The following is an 18374-nucleotide window of genomic DNA, read 5'->3' on the forward strand; positions in this document are numbered from 1 at the left end:
CTCTTATCCTGAAGCGAAAAGGATAAGAGTTTTCTCTTTTCTTGGGAAAAGGGATGGGAAGGAGCAGTATAATGCAAAAAGAACGAGTAATTATTATAGGAGCAGGTCCATGCGGGCTATCCGCAGCAATTGAGCTGCAAAAGGCCGGAATCGAACCGCTTCTTATCGAAAAAGGCAATGTTGTCAATTCAATTTATCAATATCCTACGCATCAGACTTTCTTCAGCTCCAGTGAGCGGTTAGAGGTAGGCGACATAGCATTTGTTACCGAAATGAAGAAACCTGTCAGGAACCAGGCGCTGGCTTATTATCGAACAGTAGCTCAGAGGCAGAATTTGCGTATACATACTTTCGAACGAGTGATGCAAGTGTCTGGAAGCGTTCATGACTTTACGTTAACTACGAAGACGATAAAGGAAGAGGAAAAACAATATAAGGCAGATTATGTAATTGTGGCAACTGGATACTACGATCAGCCTTACTTGATGAAGGTGCCTGGTGAGGATCAGCCGCACGTATTCCATTATTTTAAAGAAGCTCATCCTTATTTCGGAAAAAATGTGACGGTAATTGGCGGAAAGAATTCCGCCGTCGATGCTGTGCTGGAACTTCATAAAGCCGGTGCGAATATTACAGCACTCTATCGTGGCAGTACATATTCCAAAAGTGTAAAGCCGTGGATTTTGCCAGAATACGAATCATTGGCTCGAAATGGATACATCGACCATAGATTCAATGCACATATTAAAGAGATCACCGAAACACAGGTTATATATGAAGTGGAAGGCGAGACTCATTCAGTCGAGGCTGATTTTGTTTTTGCAATGACTGGGTACCGGCCTGATCTGAAGTTGCTACAAAGCATGGGTATTTCAATTCATCCAGAAACAGGAAAGCCTAACTATGATCCTGAAACGATGGAGTCAAACGTACCGGGTATTTTTATTGCGGGTGTAATCGCAGCTGGGAATAATAATAATGAAGTATTCATTGAAAATGGACGTTTCCATGGTGGACAGATTGCCCAATCAATTGCATCTCGCAGCAACTGAAAGGAAGGAAATAAATGATAAAAGGGAAAGTCGTATTGATTACTACTGGTGGCACAATTGCCAGTGTACCAAACGAAGAGAGCGGAAAACTTGCTTCCGGAGAAATGACTGGCGAGGAATTGCGCAGCCAAATTGACCTGCCGGATCATATTGAAGTCAAAGTGGTGAGTGCACTTCAAAAACCAAGTATGCATATCACATTTGATGACTTGCTTTCATTAAAAGATATGATCGAACAGCAATTAGAGGATCCAGAAGTAAAAGGGATTGTGGTTACGCATGGAACGGATTCTCTGGAAGAAACGGCTTATTTTCTGGATTTGACCATAACGGATGCCCGGCCAGTTGTAGTCACAGGTTCACAGCGAGCTATCCATGAACTAGGTTCCGATGTGTTCATCAATCTGCGGCATGCTGTTCTGACAGCTTATGATGATCAATTGCTGGAATGCGGAACTGTTGTTGTTTTCAATGAGCGTATTTTCCCAGCAAAATATGTTAAGAAAGAGCATGCCTCTAATATCCAAGGCTTCAATGCTTTTGGATTCGGATATTTAGGTATTATCGACAATGATAAAGTGTATCTTTATCAAAAACCGGTCAAACGGAATACGTATGAGCTGAAAAGCAAGCTGCCTGATGTGGATATTGTTAAGTGCTATCTGCAGGCGGACGGTAAATTCGTGAAAGCAGCGCGTGAAGCAGGCGTAAAAGGTATTGTTCTGGAAGGTGTAGGCCGAGGACAAGTTGCTCCGAATATGAAAGACGAAATTCTTCACGCCTTGCAGGCGGGTGTTAAAATTATCCTTACGACTGCATCTGAAGAGGGTAATGTATACACAACCTACGATTATGAAGGCAGTGCCTATGATCTGTATAAGGCTGGTGTTCTGCTAGGAAAGGATCAAGATAGTAAGAAGGCTCGTATCGAGCTTGCTGTAGCTTTGGCATCTGATCAGACAGATAGACTTCTATAGACCGCATGATTTATTTCCTGTTTCTTTCCAGTAACATATTCCAAAAAAATAGAGCACATGGTACGATAAGGAAAGATTGTTTGTTGGAAGAGGTGCTATCATGCTTACCATCCTTTCCGCAGCTATTGCACCAGCCCTCGCGCTCCTCACCTTCTTCTATTTGAAGGATCGTCTGGAGCCCGAGCCGCTCAGCATGGTGTTGCGGACTTTCCTATATGGCGCTTTGCTTGTTTTTCCGATCATGTTCATTCAATATGCGATGAAAGCAGAAGGAATAAGTGCGAATCCGATTGTTTATTCATTCTTCACTGTCGGATTCATGGAAGAGTTCTTTAAATGGTTCATCTTCCTGTATACCGCTTTCAGGCATACTGAAATGGATTCGGTTTATGATGGGATCATTTATGGTGTCAGTATCAGCCTAGGTTTTGCTACAGTAGAGAATGTGCTCTATTTATTTGCTCACGGAGTAGACTATGCGTTCACGCGAGCACTCTTCCCGGTATCTTCCCATGCGCTTTTTGGAGTATTGATGGGATATTACCTCGGCAGAGCTAAATTCGGCAGCTATCATCCTCGATTGCGTATTTTTGCAGCGATGCTGATTCCATTTTTGCTGCATGGATTATACGATTATATATTGTTGATTGTAACTTTTAATTGGATATACGTTCTTGTACCTTTCATGATCATCCTTTGGATAATCGGACTTCGTAAAGTGCGGGCAGCAATCCAGCATCCTATCGAACAGATACAAACAACGAAATAAAAGAGTCGGGCAGTGCATCTGCTTGACTCTTTTTTTATTGCATAATATGGGCGCACGAGAAGAAAGCTATTGGTATCAGATCATAGTAGGTTGGAGGAAATGAACAATGGAAAGTAACAAGTTTCGGCTTTGCAAATTGTTTTGTGCTGGTCTGATCCTGATAGGCGCAATACTATCGGCACCTGTGCAGACTAGTGCCTTTTCCGAACAGGTGATCCAGCATGGAGCCACAGGTGACGACGTAGTGGAACTGCAAGCCCGCTTACAATATGCAGGATACTATAACAAAACAATTGATGGTGTTTTCGGGTGGAGTACGTACTGGGCATTACGCAATTTCCAATATGAGTTCGGAATGGAGATTGATGGTGTTGCAGGTCAGCAGGCAAAAGACAAGCTAGCTTCCATTACGAAGTTTGATAAAGCCTTCGTTATGCGCCAAATCCAAGAAGGTAATACATTCACCTATTATGGCGGGACTCCTCAGGAAAATCAGGTGAAGAAGCGCGGTAATGGAGGGAATGGAGGCGGTGGTAATGCAAATGCGCCAAATACGTCTGCAGTCAATGTTCCGAATGGATATTCACAGAATGATATAAAATTAATGGCAAATGCCGTTCATGGAGAAGCACGAGGAGAACCGTATGTTGGTCAGGTTGCAGTAGCAGCAGTCATTCTGAATAGAGTAGAAGATGCTTCATTCCCGAACACAGTTTCTGGTGTGATTTTTGAGCCGAGAGCCTTCACAGCTGTTGCCGATGGCCAAATATGGCTCACACCAGATGAAACAGCAGAACAAGCTGTACTGGATGCAATCAACGGTTGGGATCCGTCTGGTGGAGCGATTTATTACTTCAATCCGAACACGGCTACTTCGCCATGGATTTGGGGAAGACCTCAGATTAAAACGATCGGTGAGCATATTTTCTGTATGTAGAAAGGAGAGCGAAGAATGTACAAATGGGTGATAATAGGTGTTCTGGCTTTGGCACTCACAGGAACAGCTTTTTGGGGCTATAATGAACGGCAGGAAAAAAATGATATCAAGATGCAAGCAGAGAATAATTATCAGCGTTCCTTCCACGAGCTGACGTACCGGATTGACACGCTGCACGACAAGATTGGATCGACGCTGGCGATGAACTCAAGGGATTCCCTGTCTCCTCAGCTAGCGGAAATCTGGCGTTTATCTTCTGAAGCACATACAGATGTCGGTCAGCTTCCGTTAGCACTATTACCGTTTGAAAAAACAGAGAAATTTTTAACGAACATAGGTGATTTTACGTATAAAACAGCGGTGCGGGATTTGGATAAGGAACCATTGTCTGAAGAAGAAATGCAACGTTTGGAGAAGCTGCATGATAATGCGGGACAAATCAAAGATGAACTGCGAAATGTCCAGAATACGGTGCTGGGAGATAATCTGCATTGGACCGATGTGGAGCTTGCGTTATCAGATGATGATCCAGATCACTCAGATAATACAATCATCTCAAGTTTCCAAACAGTAGAGGATACTTCAGGCGGATTTTCAGAAGAAAAAGATTTCAATAGCGGTGCGTTGCCTGCCTCCAATGAAGAGCATAAATTCGAAGGAGTGACAGGAGAACGTATCAATCAAAAACAGGCAAAGACTGTAGCAGCAAAAGCTTTTGATTTGAAAACGATCAGCGGCATTGAAGGCGGAAAATCAGGTAAAGGTTCTGATGTACCGCTTTATAGTCTCTCCTATCAAAAAGACGGCGAAAGCGGCTATGCGGATATAAGTCAAAAAGGCGGCCATGTTCTCACGCTTATGATGCAGCGGGATCGAGAGGAGCCGAAACTCGGATTACATGATGCCCAGCAAAAGGCACAAGATTTCCTGGAAGAGCAGAAGTTGACTGAAATGGAAATGGTACAGAGTAGTCAGTATGATTCTGTCGGTATCTTTTTCTTTGTACCTGTCCAAAACGATGTGCGTATTTATGCAGATATTGTTCAAGTAAAAGTGGCGCTCGATAACGGGGATATTCTAGGCTATAATGCCCGTGACTATTTTATGAATCACCATGAGCGGGATTTACAGAAACCAAAGCTAACGGAAGACCAAGCAACAGAAAAACTAAATCAAAACGTTAAGGTTCAGGAAACACATCTTGCTTTGATTGAAAACGATACACACGAAGAAACGCTAGTCTATGAAATCATGGGTACACGGAATGACGACGAAACTTATCGCATTTATGTGAATGCCGATACAGGAAGAGAAGAGGAAATCGAGAAACAGACAACAACTGAAGCGCGTTTCTTGCAAAGCACGTAAAGGGGAAAGGCAAACAGCCTTCCCCTTTTTGATTATTTTTGCAATAATAGGAATAAAGAACGATTCAGGGGAAGAGGAGAGGCGTTTGCTGAAAATTGGTAGTACTTTAGTATTAGAAAAAAAGGATATATCAAAAAATGAGGAATGGTCGCGTTATCGAGCGAAAGTAATCGACTTAGCTGATGATACAATTTATATAGACTATCCGATAAATGAACAGACAAAACGGACAGATATCTTTCCGGTAGGTACAGCTTTCAGAGCATTGTATGTCACAGAAGAGGAGAGCGCATTCACGTTTGGGACATCAATCCAAGGCAGGGAAATGATGAAGGTGCCGGCATTGAAACTGACAATGCCAAAGGAAAACGATATCCGGAAAATACAGCGCCGTCAGTATGTACGGATTTTGACGACTACGGATGTCGCACTTCATAGTGATGAAGCGGGAATCGCTCCAATCTCATCCATTACGCTTGATGTTAGCGGTGGCGGTCTATCCGTACTGCTCCCAGAAAAACATGGTTTCAAGGAAAGAATGAGCGTGACGCTTTATCTTGCATATTCCCTGCAAAAAGAAGGGGCTTCCTTTTTGACTGCATCCGGAAGCATCGTCCGAATCGTCCGTAATGAAAAAACCGGAAAAATCATCGCTAGTATTCAGTTCGATGAAATTCTGGAACGGGACAGACAAGCAATCATCCGTTTCTGCTTTGAGCGTCAGCGGGAACAGCGGAAAAAAGGGCTCCGGATCAGGTAGACTTCAAATAGACCAAGCCGCTATCCTGTGTTATGCTTTATTAGGTTTTATTCCAAGATTATGAAGAGAAAAAGGATTGAATTGAATGAATTCGAAAACTATCGCTATCGCAATTGATGGACCTGCTGCTGCAGGTAAAAGTACGGTATCTAAACTAGTAGCTAAGAAATTAAAATTTGTCTACGTGGATACTGGCGCTATGTATCGAGCGCTTACACTGACTGCACTCGAAGCTGGAGCTAATCTGGAATCCGAGAAAGCTTTACTTTCCTTGCTGCAAGGTATAGATATTGTCTTAATGCAGCATGAAGACGGTCAAAAAGTATTTGTAAACAGTAAAGATGTAACCGAAGCTATCCGCACAAATGAAGTAACAAATAATGTATCCATTGTCGCTAAGCATGCACTGGTACGCGAAGAAATGGTAAAACGTCAGCAGAGACTTGCAGCTGATAATGGAATTGTCATGGATGGCCGTGATATTGGGACTCGGGTCCTTCCTGATGCTGAAGTGAAGATTTTTATGATCGCTTCTGTCCAGGAACGTGCAGAGCGCCGTTATAAAGAAAATATCTCCAAAGGATTCGAGGCGGATCTGGAGCAGCTGAAAGAGGAAATACGTCTTCGTGACAAGCTCGACTCCGAAAGGGAAGCATCTCCGTTAGTAAAAGCGGCAGACGCTGTTGAAATTGATACAACTTCGCTATCGATTGATGGTGTTGTAGAAAAAATCCTCAAAGCCGTACACGAGGCTCTCGGAAGATAAGGAGTAGGGATTATGTCATTATATACCATAGGTAAAATGATCCTCAGTGCCGCCTTTTACCCGATGTTCCGTATAAAAGTGTATGGCAAGGAACATGTTCCTAAGGAAGGACCGGTTTTGGTCTGTTCCAATCATATTTCCAATTTTGACCCGCCCATATTAGGTATTACATGTCCACGTGATATAGCTTTCATGGGTAAAAGTGAGCTTTTTAAACCCAAGCCACTTGGCTGGCTCATGAAAAATCTAAATGTTTTCCCAGTAAAACGCGGTATGCAGGATCGAGGAGCGCTGCGTGTAGGTCTGGATATTCTGGCAGAAGGCAAGACGATGGGGCTGTTTCCAGAAGGAACAAGAAGTAAGGACGGAAAACTCGGCAGTCCGCTTCCTGGAATAGGTTTCTTTGCCATGCGCTCGGAAGCAAAAGTTGTACCTTGTGCGATTATCGGCTCCTATAAAGGGGTAAAAGCATTGAAAGTCATCTATGGCCCACCAATCGATATGGAAGAGCTGAAAGAGCGTAAAGCACCAGCTAAAGAAGTATCAGAAGTGATCATGGATGAGATTCAACTTCTAATAAACAAGCATGTCGGATAGATGCCCTATCACTTGACAAATATCTTCAAATGTTAGAAGTTAGAAAAAAGGACATTTCTATGTTTTTTTACTTATGTTTTGTCTCGTAAACTGAAGGAGGTCTCTTTGATGGATGAAATGAATGAGCAAGCTACGGATTTCAAGGAATTGTCTGTAGGCGATACTGTAACCGGTAAAGTGGTGAAAGTGGAAGATAAACAAGCTTTGGTAGACATTGGCTACAAAGTGGAAGGTATCCTGCCAATCAGCGAATTATCCAGTCTTCATGTTGAACACGCTGCTGATGCAGTGAGTGAAGGTGAAGAATTAACACTAAAAGTGAAAAAAGTAGATGACGAAGAAGTCGTTCTATCCAAGCGTGCAGTTACTGCTGAGCTTGCGTGGGATGACCTGGAAGCGAAATTCGAATCCGGAGAAATCTTCGAAGCAGAAGTCAAGGAAGTCGTTAAAGGCGGTCTTGTTGTAGATGTGGGCCTTCGCGGTTTCATCCCTGCTTCACTCGTAGAAACATATTTTGTTGAAGAGTTTGAAGGATACAAAGGCAAACCGCTTACGCTTAAAGTGGTCGAGCTTGACCGTGAACAGAACCGCGTCATCCTTTCTCACCGCGCAGTAGCCGAGGAAGAGGAAGCTTCCAAGAAGCAGGAAGTGCTTGACAGTTTAGAAGCTGGTCAGGTAATTGACGGTACTGTACAGCGTTTGACTGACTTTGGTGTCTTCGTCAGCATCGGTGGCGGAATTGACGGTCTCGTACACATTTCTCAGCTTTCACATGAGCATGTGGAAAAAGCATCTGATGTCGTGACAGAAGGTCAAGAGATCAAAGTCAAAGTACTTGGTGTCGACAAAGAAAACGAGCGCATCAGTCTATCCCTGAAAGAGACACTCCCTGGACCATGGGAGAACATCAGTGACCGTGCACAATCAGGGGATGTACTAGAAGGCGAAGTGAAGCGCTTAGTGAGCTTCGGAGCTTTCGTTGAAGTATTTCCTGGTGTTGAAGGCCTTGTACACATTTCCCAAATCGCTAACCGTCACATCGGTACGCCGCAGGAAGTGCTTGAGCCAGGTCAAACAGTGCAAGTGAAAGTTCTTGAAGTCAACGAAAGCGAAAAACGCATGAGTTTGAGCATCAAGGAATTAGAACAAGATGAAAATGATGCTGTCATCAAAGAATATGAAAAAGAAGAAGAGCATTCCGGCTTCCAGCTTGGAGATATTCTCGGTGACAAATTGAATAAGTATAAGCAATAAAAATTAAAAGACCAAGGCTGTCCTCTGGACAGCCTTGGTCTTTTTTTGTCATCCGTGTATAGTTTCACTCCTCACTTGTCATAATGCAGATAAAAGGAGGAGTGAAAAATGGACGGATTCTACTTTTTTTGGGCTACGTGGATAAGCTGGATCTTGGTAACCTTTTTCATGCGTCACTCATTGGCACGGGTACTTTTTGCATTTGCCATACTGCTTACTATTTCATTATCTGGTTTTTCCTTTAATTTTGCCGGCCATCGGATCTTTGCTACTGTTTTTCTGCTTGCTGTTATTGGCTTCCTATTTATTTTTGCCAGTAAGCGAGTGGGACGCGGAACATTTGGAAGTATTTGCTTAGGAATCGCTTATGCGGGAATGCTGCTTTGGGAGCTGACAAATCCAGTCGCACTGCTTATTCCGCGTATTCTTCTGTTCTCGCTGACATTATTTGCACTTGTCATTTATCTGACTCGGAATTTCCATTTACAGATTGGCATTATATCCTTAGGATTTTCCATCGGGGAAGTGGTTTATCTTTTACTATTAGATATTTATGGTCTCCAGCAAGATGCCGGCAGCTTTAAAGCTATGGATGTAATGGGAATAGTACTGCTGTTATTAATCTCGGCAAAGCTGCTTAGCATGCTTAGAAAGTATCTTCGAAATAAGTCGAAATGGACGCCCGGACGAACATGATGTCGAAAAATATTGTGTCCCTATGATGCTTTTGCTAGAATAAAACAGTTAGGTTGCAACAGAAGAACCAGCACATAAAGGAAAGTAGGAAAGGATGTTCCTTTCATGAGGAAATCAGTAGTTGCCATTGTAGGCAGACCAAACGTAGGAAAATCAACCATATTCAACCGTCTAGCCGGGGAAAGGATCTCCATTGTGGAAGATACACCTGGTGTGACACGTGACAGAATTTATACGGAAGCTGAATGGCTGAACCAGCCGTTTAACATAATTGACACCGGTGGTATCGAAATCGGAGATGCACCATTTCTAGTGGAAATCCGTGAACAGGCGGAACTTGCCATTGCGGAAGCAGATGTCATCATTTTCATGGTGAACGGACGCGAGGGTATCACAGGGGCGGACGAAGAAGTAGCTAAAATTCTATTCCGTTCTAATAAACCAGTTGTACTGGCTGTCAATAAAGTGGACAATCCTGAAATGCGAGATCAGATTTATGAATTTTACAGCCTTGGCTTTGGGGAACCATTCCCGATCTCTGGTACACATGGTTTAGGTCTAGGTGATTTGCTTGACGCAGCTGTCCAGCATTTCCCAGAGCGTGCTGAGATGCAGGAAGATGAAGAGACAATTCATTTCAGCTTGATCGGAAGACCAAATGTCGGTAAATCCTCTCTTGTTAATGCGTTGCTGAATCAAGAGCGTGTAATCGTAAGTGATGTTGCAGGAACGACGCGTGATGCAGTCGATTCATCTTTCACAAGAGAAGATCAAGACTTTGTTATCATCGACACCGCAGGTATGCGAAAACGCGGAAAAGTATATGAAACAACAGAAAAATACAGTATCCTCCGTGCGTTAAAAGCAATTGAACGATCTGATGTCGTCCTTGTGCTTATTAATGCGGAAGAAGGCATCATCGAACAAGATAAAAAAATCGCTGGTTATGCCCATGACGCAGGTAGGGCGGTTGTAATCGTCGTCAATAAATGGGATACGGTCGAATCAGATGAGAAGAAGATGAAAGAATTCGAAGATGAAATTCGGGCGCATTTCCTTTACCTGGATTATGCACCGATCGTCTTTTTATCTGCTAAGACAAAAAAGCGGATACACACACTAATGCCTGCAATTTTGACGGCAAGTGAAAACCACGCGAAACGTATCCAGACAAATGTATTGAATGATGTCATCATGGATGCTTTGGCAATGAATCCAGCTCCGACATACAAAGGCCAGCGTCTAAAAGTGCTTTATGCTACCCAAGTGGCAGTCAAGCCGCCAGCTTTTGCTGTATTCGTCAATGATCCGGAACTGATGCATTTCTCTTATGTTCGTTTCTTGGAGAACAGAATCAGAGAAGCATTTGGATTCACCGGTACACCAATAAAGATTTTCCCTAGAAGAAGATCATAAACAGGGACGAGGAGGATTTATATGACACAACAGATAGCAGCAGTACTCGGTGCCGGCAGCTGGGGAACAGCCCTAGCCATGGTTTTGGCGGACAATGGACATGATGTGAGACTCTGGTCTCATAATCCGAATCAGGTTGCTGAAATTAACGAGAAGCGCCAGAATGAGAAATACCTGCCTGGAGTGACACTACCTGAGGCTATTACTGCTTCTGCGGATATAGAAGAGGCTGTACGTGATGCAGCTGCTGTCATCCTCGTCGTACCTGCAAAAGCAACTCGTGAAGTAGCGGCGAAGCTTGCGGGACACATTCCTGCTGAAGCCGTTATTGCGCACGCTACAAAGGGAATAGAGCCAAAAACAAGTAAACGTGTCTCTCAAATGATCGAGGAAGAACTGGAGCATGTTACACATCGTCCTGTCGTCGTTTTGTCTGGTCCGAGTCATGCAGAGGAAGTAGCGAAAAGACAGCCGACTACGCTAAGTGCCTCTTCTGTCGAAATGGAAGAAGCTAAGAAGGTTCAAGAGCTGTTCATGAATGAAAATTTCCGTGTTTACACCATCACGGATATGGTCGGTGTGGAACTTGGCGGTTCCTTGAAGAATATCATTGCACTTGGAGCAGGTATTTCAGATGGTCTGGGTTATGGGGATAATGCAAAAGCGGCATTGATTACAAGAGGACTCGCTGAAATCGCCCGCCTTGGAACGAAGCTTGGAGCAAATCCGCTCACGTTCATTGGTTTATCCGGTATGGGAGATCTTATTGTGACATGTACGAGTGTCCACAGCCGCAACTGGCGCACTGGTAATATGCTCGGTAAAGGCATGACATTGGATGAAGCACTTGCTCAGATGGGTATGGCTGTAGAAGGTGTTCGAACAACGGAAGCAGTTGCTGAGCTTGCTGATAAAGCTGGTGTTGATATGCCTATCACCAAAGGAATCAACCAGGTACTCTTCCATGGTGCGAAAGCGAAGGACATCGTTGATCAGCTTATGACACGTTTGCCGAAGCATGAAATGGATGATCTTCAAGATGTTCTGAATGCCCGCTAACGTTTTTTCTCTTCTTGCATATACTGTTTCGTAGCTAATCTGCAAGGAGGAATGAACGTGGCAGACTTTCAAAAGAACTTGATTGATCAGATTCAGAAAAAATCGAATGTAAAGGCTGATGATATCTACAAGGTAGCAAACTCTGTTAAAAGTGCGAACTTCCAAGACGAAGCAACGGTGCGTGGTTTGGTGAAGCAATTGGCTGCAATGGCAGGCAAGCCGCTTACACAGGCGAAAGAAGATAAAATCGTCAAAGCGATCATTGGCAACAATATGCCGGCTGATATGAACACACTTAGCAAATTATTCAAAAACTAACTGTGGCAATTGGGCAGAACAACTTACCATTCCTTGCCCTTTACGCATAAACTAACTCGCACCAGCATATTTTTCTAGGTTGCCTTGGGTATATTTAGTCTATTTCAAGAAGAAGCGTCTGCTTCTTCTTTTTTTTATTGGCATGAACCCTTAATGCAGTGCATAGATTATCCGCAGAGGGCAATATGCTGTTCGTCCTTTCCTGCAAAACCGCCCTTTAATGCCAGCAGGCAAGGAATCCATTATTTCTAGCATATTTGGATAGGACAACATCATAAACTGCTAGTGTATGTAGCTAAGACTGTCCATGCATCGAAAGTAGATCGGGAGGGGATCTTTTGGAAAGAGTAGATATTTTTAAAGATATCTCGAAACGGACAAACGGCGATATCTACCTTGGGGTGGTAGGGGCCGTCCGAACTGGGAAATCGACTTTTATCAAGAAATTCATGGAATTGGTTGTCCTGCCTAACATGGAGGATGAAGCAGAGCGGGCCCGTGCCCAGGATGAATTGCCGCAAAGTGCAGCAGGCCGGACAATCATGACGACAGAACCGAAATTCGTTCCGAACAACGCTGTCTCCCTTCAAGTGGACGAAGGTCTGGAAGTAAGTGTCCGGGTCGTCGATTGTGTAGGATATACAGTGGCAGGTGCGAAAGGTTTTGAAGACGAGAATGGACCGCGCATGATCAACACACCGTGGTATGAGGAACCTATTCCATTCCATGATGCTGCCGAGATTGGAACGCGTAAAGTGATTCAAGAGCACAGCACCATTGGTGTCGTCGTGACGACAGACGGTTCAATCGGTGAAATTCCACGCACCGACTATGTGGAGCCGGAAGAGCGTGTTGTATCTGAGCTGAAGGAAGTTGGCAAGCCATTTATCATGGTGATCAATTCAGTAACACCGCATAACCAAAACACCGAGCTGCTTCGCCAGGAATTGAGTGAAAAATATGATATCCCAGTACTCGCGATGAGTGTTGAAAGCATGACGGAACATGATGTTTATAACGTGCTGCGTGAGTCGCTGTATGAATTCCCGGTCCTGGAAGTAAACGTCAATTTACCGAGCTGGGTAATGGTGCTCAAGGAAGACCATTGGCTTCGTTCCAATTACCAGGTTGCCATCCAGGAAACGGTCAAAGATATCAAACGCCTTCGTGATGTTGATCGTGTTGTGGGATACTTTGATGAATATGATTATATCGAAAGAGCGAATCTTGCTGGGATGGAACTGGGCGAAGGAGTAGCAGAGATAGATTTACATGCTCCAGATGCTTTGTATGATCAAGTACTGAAAGAGATTGTCGGCGAAGAGATCCGCGGTAAAGATCATCTTCTGCAGCTGATGCAGGATTTCTCTCATGCGAAACGCGAATATGATCAAGTATCCGATGCACTGCATATGGTAAAACAGACAGGCTATGGCATTGCTGCACCAAGTCTTCAGGATATGGCTTTGGATGAACCTGAAATCATTCGTCAAGGCTCCCGCTTCGGTGTTCGGCTGAAGGCTGTCGCGCCAAGTATTCACATGATCAAAGTAGATGTCCATTCCGAATTTGCACCGATCATCGGCACGGAGAAGCAAAGTGAAGAGCTGGTTCGATACTTGATGCAGGACTTCGAGGAAGATCCGCTTTCAATCTGGGATTCAGACATCTTCGGTCGCTCACTTAATAGCATCGTCAGAGAAGGTATTCAAGGTAAGATTAGCTTGATGCCGGAAAATGCCAGATATAAATTGAAAGAAACTCTGGAAAGAATCATTAACGAAGGATCGGGCGGTTTAATAGCGATCATTCTATGAGCGGCAAATGAGCCGCTTTATTTTTTTTGTCAAATATTATGCTGTAAAGCGATAAATTTAAGGATTTCTGGCGTTTTGTGTTGAATTATGACGCTAAGTCGTATATTATAAGCGTTGATATCGCAACATGAGCGGTATTGGTAGGTATAAAACCTATCTTTATGGTGAACAAATGATAGCAAATGCTATTGTCTTACTGTTCAAGGTAATGTCAGGGAGGTGTAATTATGAATAAAACAGATCTTATCAATACTGTTGCTGAGAAAAGCGATCTTTCTAAAAAGGATGCTACGAAAGCTGTTGACGCGGTTTTCGATTCAATCATGGATTCTCTTAAACAAGGTGACAAAGTACAATTGATCGGTTTCGGTAACTTCGAAGTACGAGAGCGTGCTGCACGTAAAGGCCGTAACCCGCAGACTGGGAATGAAATCGAAATCCCGGCGAGCAAAGTGCCAGCGTTTAAAGCCGGCAAGGCCCTTAAGGATAACGTGAAGTAATTACATATGGGCTAGGATGAGGGATGCCTGAATACATCAGGCATCCCTCATTTTTATTTGACAAGCTTACATACAAGACGAATCAGGACATGCTATGTTATAATACTTTTTATACAGTTTGAAATACGAAAAAGGGCGCAGGTGATTGTTTTGTCCTATGCATCCATGGAAGAGCTACACACACTACGAAATAAAATAGAGAAGCGCATGCAGCAGGATTATCTGGACAAGAATACAGAAGCGCCATTCTTGGACGAGAATAAACTGTTGCTATTGCAGACGCTATTTGGTCAAACGAACCTGCCCGATAAGCAGCAGACAGACTATACAATTACCATTATGCTGATCCAGATGGCGCTGGATACGCACGATAAAGTGATTGTTACTACGAAATCCGACGAGACAGCTGATGAACGGAAGAACCGACAGCTGACCGTTTTAGCCGGTACTTATTACAGTGCGCTGTATTATCAGATACTTGCTGGGTTGGAAGACATTGATATGGTGGCCGTATTAGCTACCAGTATCAAGGAAATCAATGAACAGAAGATGTCACTCCATTATGATGCGACAACGTCTGAAGCATTTTTCAAAAAGCTTGGACAGCTGGAGGGCTGCTTGTTCCGAACAGCAGCTTCCCGTTTTATTGATACAGCAAGACTTGATTCGCTGGATGACTATTGCTTGATAAGCAGATTGCAGCAGGAAGTCAGAGAAGGGAAGCAAACGTCCCTTCTCGTGAAGCTTGCTTCAATCATCGAAATGGAAAAGAGCGGACTAACTGTGATGCAAGTGATACAACAGGAGATAGAAGCTGCTAAACGTAGGCTACTAGCAGGGCTGGTTACACTGCCGCCAGCTTTTGCGAAGCTATCCCGTAAGCTGCTGCTTCAGGGGAATCGGCAGGAAGAGTTATTTCTGGAAGAAGGGTAATTATGGCACAAGAAACGAAAGAACAGCGTGTACATCACGTTTTCGAAAAGATATACGATCGCTATGATTTTATGAACTCTGTCATTTCCTTCAGGCGTCACCGTGCTTGGAGACGGAGTGTGATGAAGAAAATGCAGGTACAGCCAGGAGATGCAGCATTAGATGTATGCTGTGGAACTGGTGACTGGTCCTTTTCTCTTGCTAAGGCTGTTGGTCCGAAAGGGCAGGTTACAGGTCTTGATTTCAGCAAGAATATGCTTTCAGTAGCAGAAAAGAAAAACACGGAAAAGTCAGTTGAGCAGCTATCGTTCACTTGGGGAAATGCGATGGAGCTGCCGTTTGAGGATAATTCTTTTGATTTCGTGACCATCGGCTTCGGCCTGCGGAATGTTCCTGATTATCTCCAAGTACTGAAGGAGATGTATCGAGTTGTCAAGCCTGGTGGCAAAGTGGTTTGTCTGGAAACATCCCAGCCGACAATGTTCGGTTTCAAACAAGTATATTATTTTTATTTCAAACGAATCATGCCAGTTTTAGGTAAGCTTCTGGCGAAAAGTTATGATGAGTACAGCTGGCTGCAGGAGTCTGCAAAGGATTTTCCAGGCAAGAAGGAGCTTCGCGGACTTTTCCAGCAAGCCGGACTGACGAATGTGAAGATTAAGACATATACAGGCGGCGTAGCAGCTATGCATATGGGAGAAAAGCCGGCGGTCAGGGACTGACTGGTAATAAGTCTGGACGGATGAAGGTGATATGAATGAAATTACCGATGATCTACTCATATATAAAAAAGGACTTGGACAGAATCGAAGATGCGATGACCAACACGATTCGCGCAGAGCATCCTGTCCTGGAGGATGCGTCGGTACAGCTTCTCCGTGCTGGTGGCAAGCGGATACGGCCGGTTTTCGTTTTACTGAGCGGTAAGTTTGGCACGTATGAACTGCCCCGGATACAAACGGTGGCCGTCGCACTCGAATTGATCCATATGGCTTCGCTTGTCCACGATGATGTTATTGACGATGCGGAACTCCGACGAGGAAAACCGACCGTAAAGGCGAAATGGGACAATAAAGTGGCCATGTATGCAGGTGATTATATCTTCGCTCGTTCCCTGGAATACCTTTCTAAGTTGGAAGAGCCAAGGGCACACCAGATTCTTGCTCATACGATTGTCGAGCTGTGTGTCGGTGAAGTGGAACAGATTCGTGATAAATATCGGATTGAGCAGCACTTGAAGGATTATCTTCGACGCATACGCCGTAAGACAGCGATTCTCATCGCAGCAAGTGCCCGGCTCGGCGCGATTGCATCCGGTGCACCGCTCGAGCATGAGCGCGCTTTGTACCGGTATGGGTACTATGTGGGGATGAGCTATCAGATCATTGATGATGTGCTTGACTTCACTGCATCCGAAGCTGATTTGGGCAAGCCTGCCGGAGGCGATTTACTGCAGGGGAATATGACACTTCCAGCTTTATTGGCATGCGAAGATCGCTTCTTCAAAGAGCGGCTTACGCAAGCGTTTCGCAATCCCGAAGCTTTGGATCAGGAAACTTTGCAACCATTTATCCAGCACATTAAAACTTCAGACAGCATCAAGCGATCGTTGGAAATCAGTGACCGCTACTTACAGAAAGCATATCAGGAATTGGATAAATTGCCGCCAACAAGAGATCGTAATACACTGAAACAAATTGCTAGACATATAGGTAAGCGCAGCTCCTGATTGTAAAACGCTTACATTACTGGTATGATGACAGTAAAGTTCATAAAAGGGAGCTAGAATTAGTATGGAAAAGACATTTCTGATGGTTAAGCCGGATGGCGTACAACGTGGATTGATTGGTGAAATCGTAACAAGATTTGAAAAGAAGGGCTTAAAGCTTCTGGCAGGCAAGATAATGGTTGTGACAGAAGAGCAAGCGAAGATGCATTACATAGAACATGAAAGCAAACCTTTCTTCGGTTCGTTAATTAGCTACATTACATCCGGTCCTGTATTTGCAATGGTTTGGGAAGGCAAGGATAGCGTCGCACTGACAAGAAGTATGATTGGGGCGACTAAACCAACAGATGCAGCACCAGGTACGATCAGAGGCGATTACGCAGTTGAAATGAGCCGTAACCTTATCCATGGTTCTGATAGTGTGGAAAGTGCTGAACGTGAAATCGCAAATATGTTTAAAGCCGATGAACTTGTTTCTTATGAACAAGCAACAGCGAAATGGTTATATGAATAATTGAAAAATGCAGGCAAACATGCCTGCATTTTTTTTGTTATTTTCTTCTACCAACAAACCTATATATGCAGTAAAATAGAACTAGATACATATAGACAGGGGAACATGACGTGGCAACAGATTATGATTACTTTGTACAGCAAATCAAAACAAATACGGGTATCGATTTATCTCAATACAAAGAAGCACAGATGCTAAGGCGTCTGACGACTCTTCGGGAAAAGAGAGGCTTCAAGGATTTTAAGGCGTATTCCCATGCAATCAGTGGTGACGCAGCTCTAATGGACGAATTCCTTGATAGGATGACCATTAATGTGTCAGAATTCTACCGTAACTATCAGCGGTGGGAAGTATTAGAGCGCCGCATCCTTCCTGATCTGCTTAAGAAGAAGAAGCCGCTGAAAATATGGAGTGCTGCTTGCTCTACTGGTGAAGAGCCATACACATTAGCTATCCTTTTGGATCGTTATGCTAAAGGAACTTCCTACACAATTCACGCAACTGACTTGGATCAACGTGTGCTAGAAACCGCTAAGGTTGGTAAGTATAACGAAAGGGCATTGAAAGAAATGCCAGCGGCAATTAAATCCACTTATTTCAACCAAGACGGATCTGTATTCCAAATAAAAGATGAATTGAAGCAGCATATCCAATTCAAACAGCATAATCTGCTGGCGGATGCTTATGATACGAACTTCGATTTGATTATTTGCCGGAATGTGCTTATTTACTTCACAGAAGAAGCAAAGGCAGATATCTATCATAAATTCAGTAAATCACTGGCACATAATAGTTATCTTTTTGTCGGAAGTACTGAGCAGATATTTAACCCAAACGTTTATGGCTTAGGAGCAGTCGATACATTCTTCTATCAAAAACAAAAAACAGACTAGGATACTTCCTAGTCTGTTT

Annotated in this window: 20 protein-coding genes; all 20 read left to right on the forward strand. The window is 43.8% G+C overall.

Features of this window, described 5'->3' with window-relative positions; translation table 11 throughout:
• The first annotated feature begins 71 nt into the window (after positions 1-71).
• The 20 genes from AE2B122_RS02695 to AE2B122_RS02790 all read left to right on the forward strand — a co-directional run bounded on the left by AE2B122_RS02695 (position 72) and on the right by AE2B122_RS02790 (position 18355).
• Positions 72-1052: a YpdA family putative bacillithiol disulfide reductase gene (locus AE2B122_RS02695; protein ID WP_095268785.1), complete on the forward strand. Its 981-nt coding sequence runs from the start codon at positions 72-74 to the stop codon at positions 1050-1052.
• 14 nt (positions 1053-1066) lie between these two features.
• Positions 1067-2029 carry an asparaginase gene (locus AE2B122_RS02700; RefSeq protein WP_095217936.1) on the forward strand — a complete coding sequence of 321 codons (963 nt, stop codon included), beginning with the start codon at positions 1067-1069 and terminating at the stop codon, positions 2027-2029.
• Between the two features lie 100 nt (positions 2030-2129).
• The gene (gene prsW / locus AE2B122_RS02705; RefSeq protein ID WP_095217935.1) at positions 2130-2798 is read left to right on the forward strand and encodes a glutamic-type intramembrane protease PrsW; all 669 of its coding nucleotides are present in this window, start codon (positions 2130-2132) and stop codon (positions 2796-2798) included.
• A gap of 106 nt (positions 2799-2904) precedes the next feature.
• Entirely contained in the window at positions 2905-3735 is an 831-nt protein-coding gene (gene sleB, locus AE2B122_RS02710) for a spore cortex-lytic enzyme (protein WP_095268786.1), read from the forward strand.
• A gap of 15 nt (positions 3736-3750) precedes the next feature.
• Entirely contained in the window at positions 3751-5103 is a 1353-nt protein-coding gene (gene ypeB / locus AE2B122_RS02715) for a germination protein YpeB (RefSeq protein WP_095268787.1), read from the forward strand.
• Between the two features lie 85 nt (positions 5104-5188).
• Positions 5189-5863, forward strand: a complete 675-nt coding sequence (locus AE2B122_RS02720; protein ID WP_175073013.1) for a flagellar brake protein — start codon at positions 5189-5191, stop codon at positions 5861-5863.
• Positions 5864-5948: 85 nt separating this feature from the next.
• On the forward strand, positions 5949-6629 hold the full coding sequence (gene cmk, locus AE2B122_RS02725; RefSeq protein ID WP_095217931.1) for a (d)CMP kinase: 681 nt from the start codon (positions 5949-5951) through the stop codon (positions 6627-6629).
• 12 nt (positions 6630-6641) lie between these two features.
• The gene (locus AE2B122_RS02730; RefSeq protein WP_095217930.1) at positions 6642-7226 is read left to right on the forward strand and encodes a 1-acyl-sn-glycerol-3-phosphate acyltransferase; all 585 of its coding nucleotides are present in this window, start codon (positions 6642-6644) and stop codon (positions 7224-7226) included.
• Between the two features lie 108 nt (positions 7227-7334).
• Entirely contained in the window at positions 7335-8480 is a 1146-nt protein-coding gene (rpsA, locus tag AE2B122_RS02735) for a 30S ribosomal protein S1 (RefSeq protein ID WP_175073014.1), read from the forward strand.
• 108 nt (positions 8481-8588) lie between these two features.
• Positions 8589-9176 carry a hypothetical protein gene (locus AE2B122_RS02740; RefSeq protein WP_175073015.1) on the forward strand — a complete coding sequence of 196 codons (588 nt, stop codon included), beginning with the start codon at positions 8589-8591 and terminating at the stop codon, positions 9174-9176.
• Between the two features lie 105 nt (positions 9177-9281).
• Positions 9282-10592 carry a ribosome biogenesis GTPase Der gene (gene der, locus AE2B122_RS02745; protein WP_095217927.1) on the forward strand — a complete coding sequence of 437 codons (1311 nt, stop codon included), beginning with the start codon at positions 9282-9284 and terminating at the stop codon, positions 10590-10592.
• A 21-nt stretch (positions 10593-10613) separates the two neighbouring features.
• Entirely contained in the window at positions 10614-11651 is a 1038-nt protein-coding gene (locus tag AE2B122_RS02750; protein ID WP_141230048.1) for an NAD(P)H-dependent glycerol-3-phosphate dehydrogenase, read from the forward strand.
• Between the two features lie 51 nt (positions 11652-11702).
• Entirely contained in the window at positions 11703-11969 is a 267-nt protein-coding gene (locus AE2B122_RS02755) for a stage VI sporulation protein F (RefSeq protein ID WP_371809487.1), read from the forward strand.
• Positions 11970-12307: 338 nt separating this feature from the next.
• On the forward strand, positions 12308-13786 hold the full coding sequence (spoIVA, locus tag AE2B122_RS02760) for a stage IV sporulation protein A (protein WP_095217924.1): 1479 nt from the start codon (positions 12308-12310) through the stop codon (positions 13784-13786).
• A 227-nt stretch (positions 13787-14013) separates the two neighbouring features.
• A complete protein-coding gene (locus tag AE2B122_RS02765) occupies positions 14014-14286 on the forward strand; it encodes an HU family DNA-binding protein (protein WP_038560918.1) in 273 nt (90 codons plus the stop codon).
• A gap of 150 nt (positions 14287-14436) precedes the next feature.
• Positions 14437-15219 (forward strand): heptaprenyl diphosphate synthase component 1, encoded by a 783-nt coding sequence (locus AE2B122_RS02770; protein ID WP_175073016.1) that lies wholly within the window; start codon positions 14437-14439, stop codon positions 15217-15219.
• Positions 15220-15221: 2 nt separating this feature from the next.
• Positions 15222-15941 (forward strand): demethylmenaquinone methyltransferase, encoded by a 720-nt coding sequence (gene menG / locus AE2B122_RS02775; RefSeq protein ID WP_095217922.1) that lies wholly within the window; start codon positions 15222-15224, stop codon positions 15939-15941.
• Between the two features lie 35 nt (positions 15942-15976).
• Positions 15977-16948 carry a heptaprenyl diphosphate synthase component II gene (hepT, locus tag AE2B122_RS02780; protein ID WP_095268790.1) on the forward strand — a complete coding sequence of 324 codons (972 nt, stop codon included), beginning with the start codon at positions 15977-15979 and terminating at the stop codon, positions 16946-16948.
• Between the two features lie 64 nt (positions 16949-17012).
• Complete coding sequence (ndk, locus tag AE2B122_RS02785; protein ID WP_175073017.1) at positions 17013-17462, forward strand: nucleoside-diphosphate kinase; 450 nt, start codon at positions 17013-17015, stop codon at positions 17460-17462.
• Between the two features lie 110 nt (positions 17463-17572).
• On the forward strand, positions 17573-18355 hold the full coding sequence (locus AE2B122_RS02790) for a protein-glutamate O-methyltransferase CheR (protein ID WP_095268792.1): 783 nt from the start codon (positions 17573-17575) through the stop codon (positions 18353-18355).
• Positions 18356-18374 lie beyond the last annotated feature (19 nt).

The sequence above is a fragment of the Terribacillus sp. AE2B 122 genome (genome assembly GCF_902497585.1).
Taxonomy (GTDB): Bacteria; Bacillota; Bacilli; order Bacillales; family Amphibacillaceae; genus Terribacillus; species Terribacillus saccharophilus_A.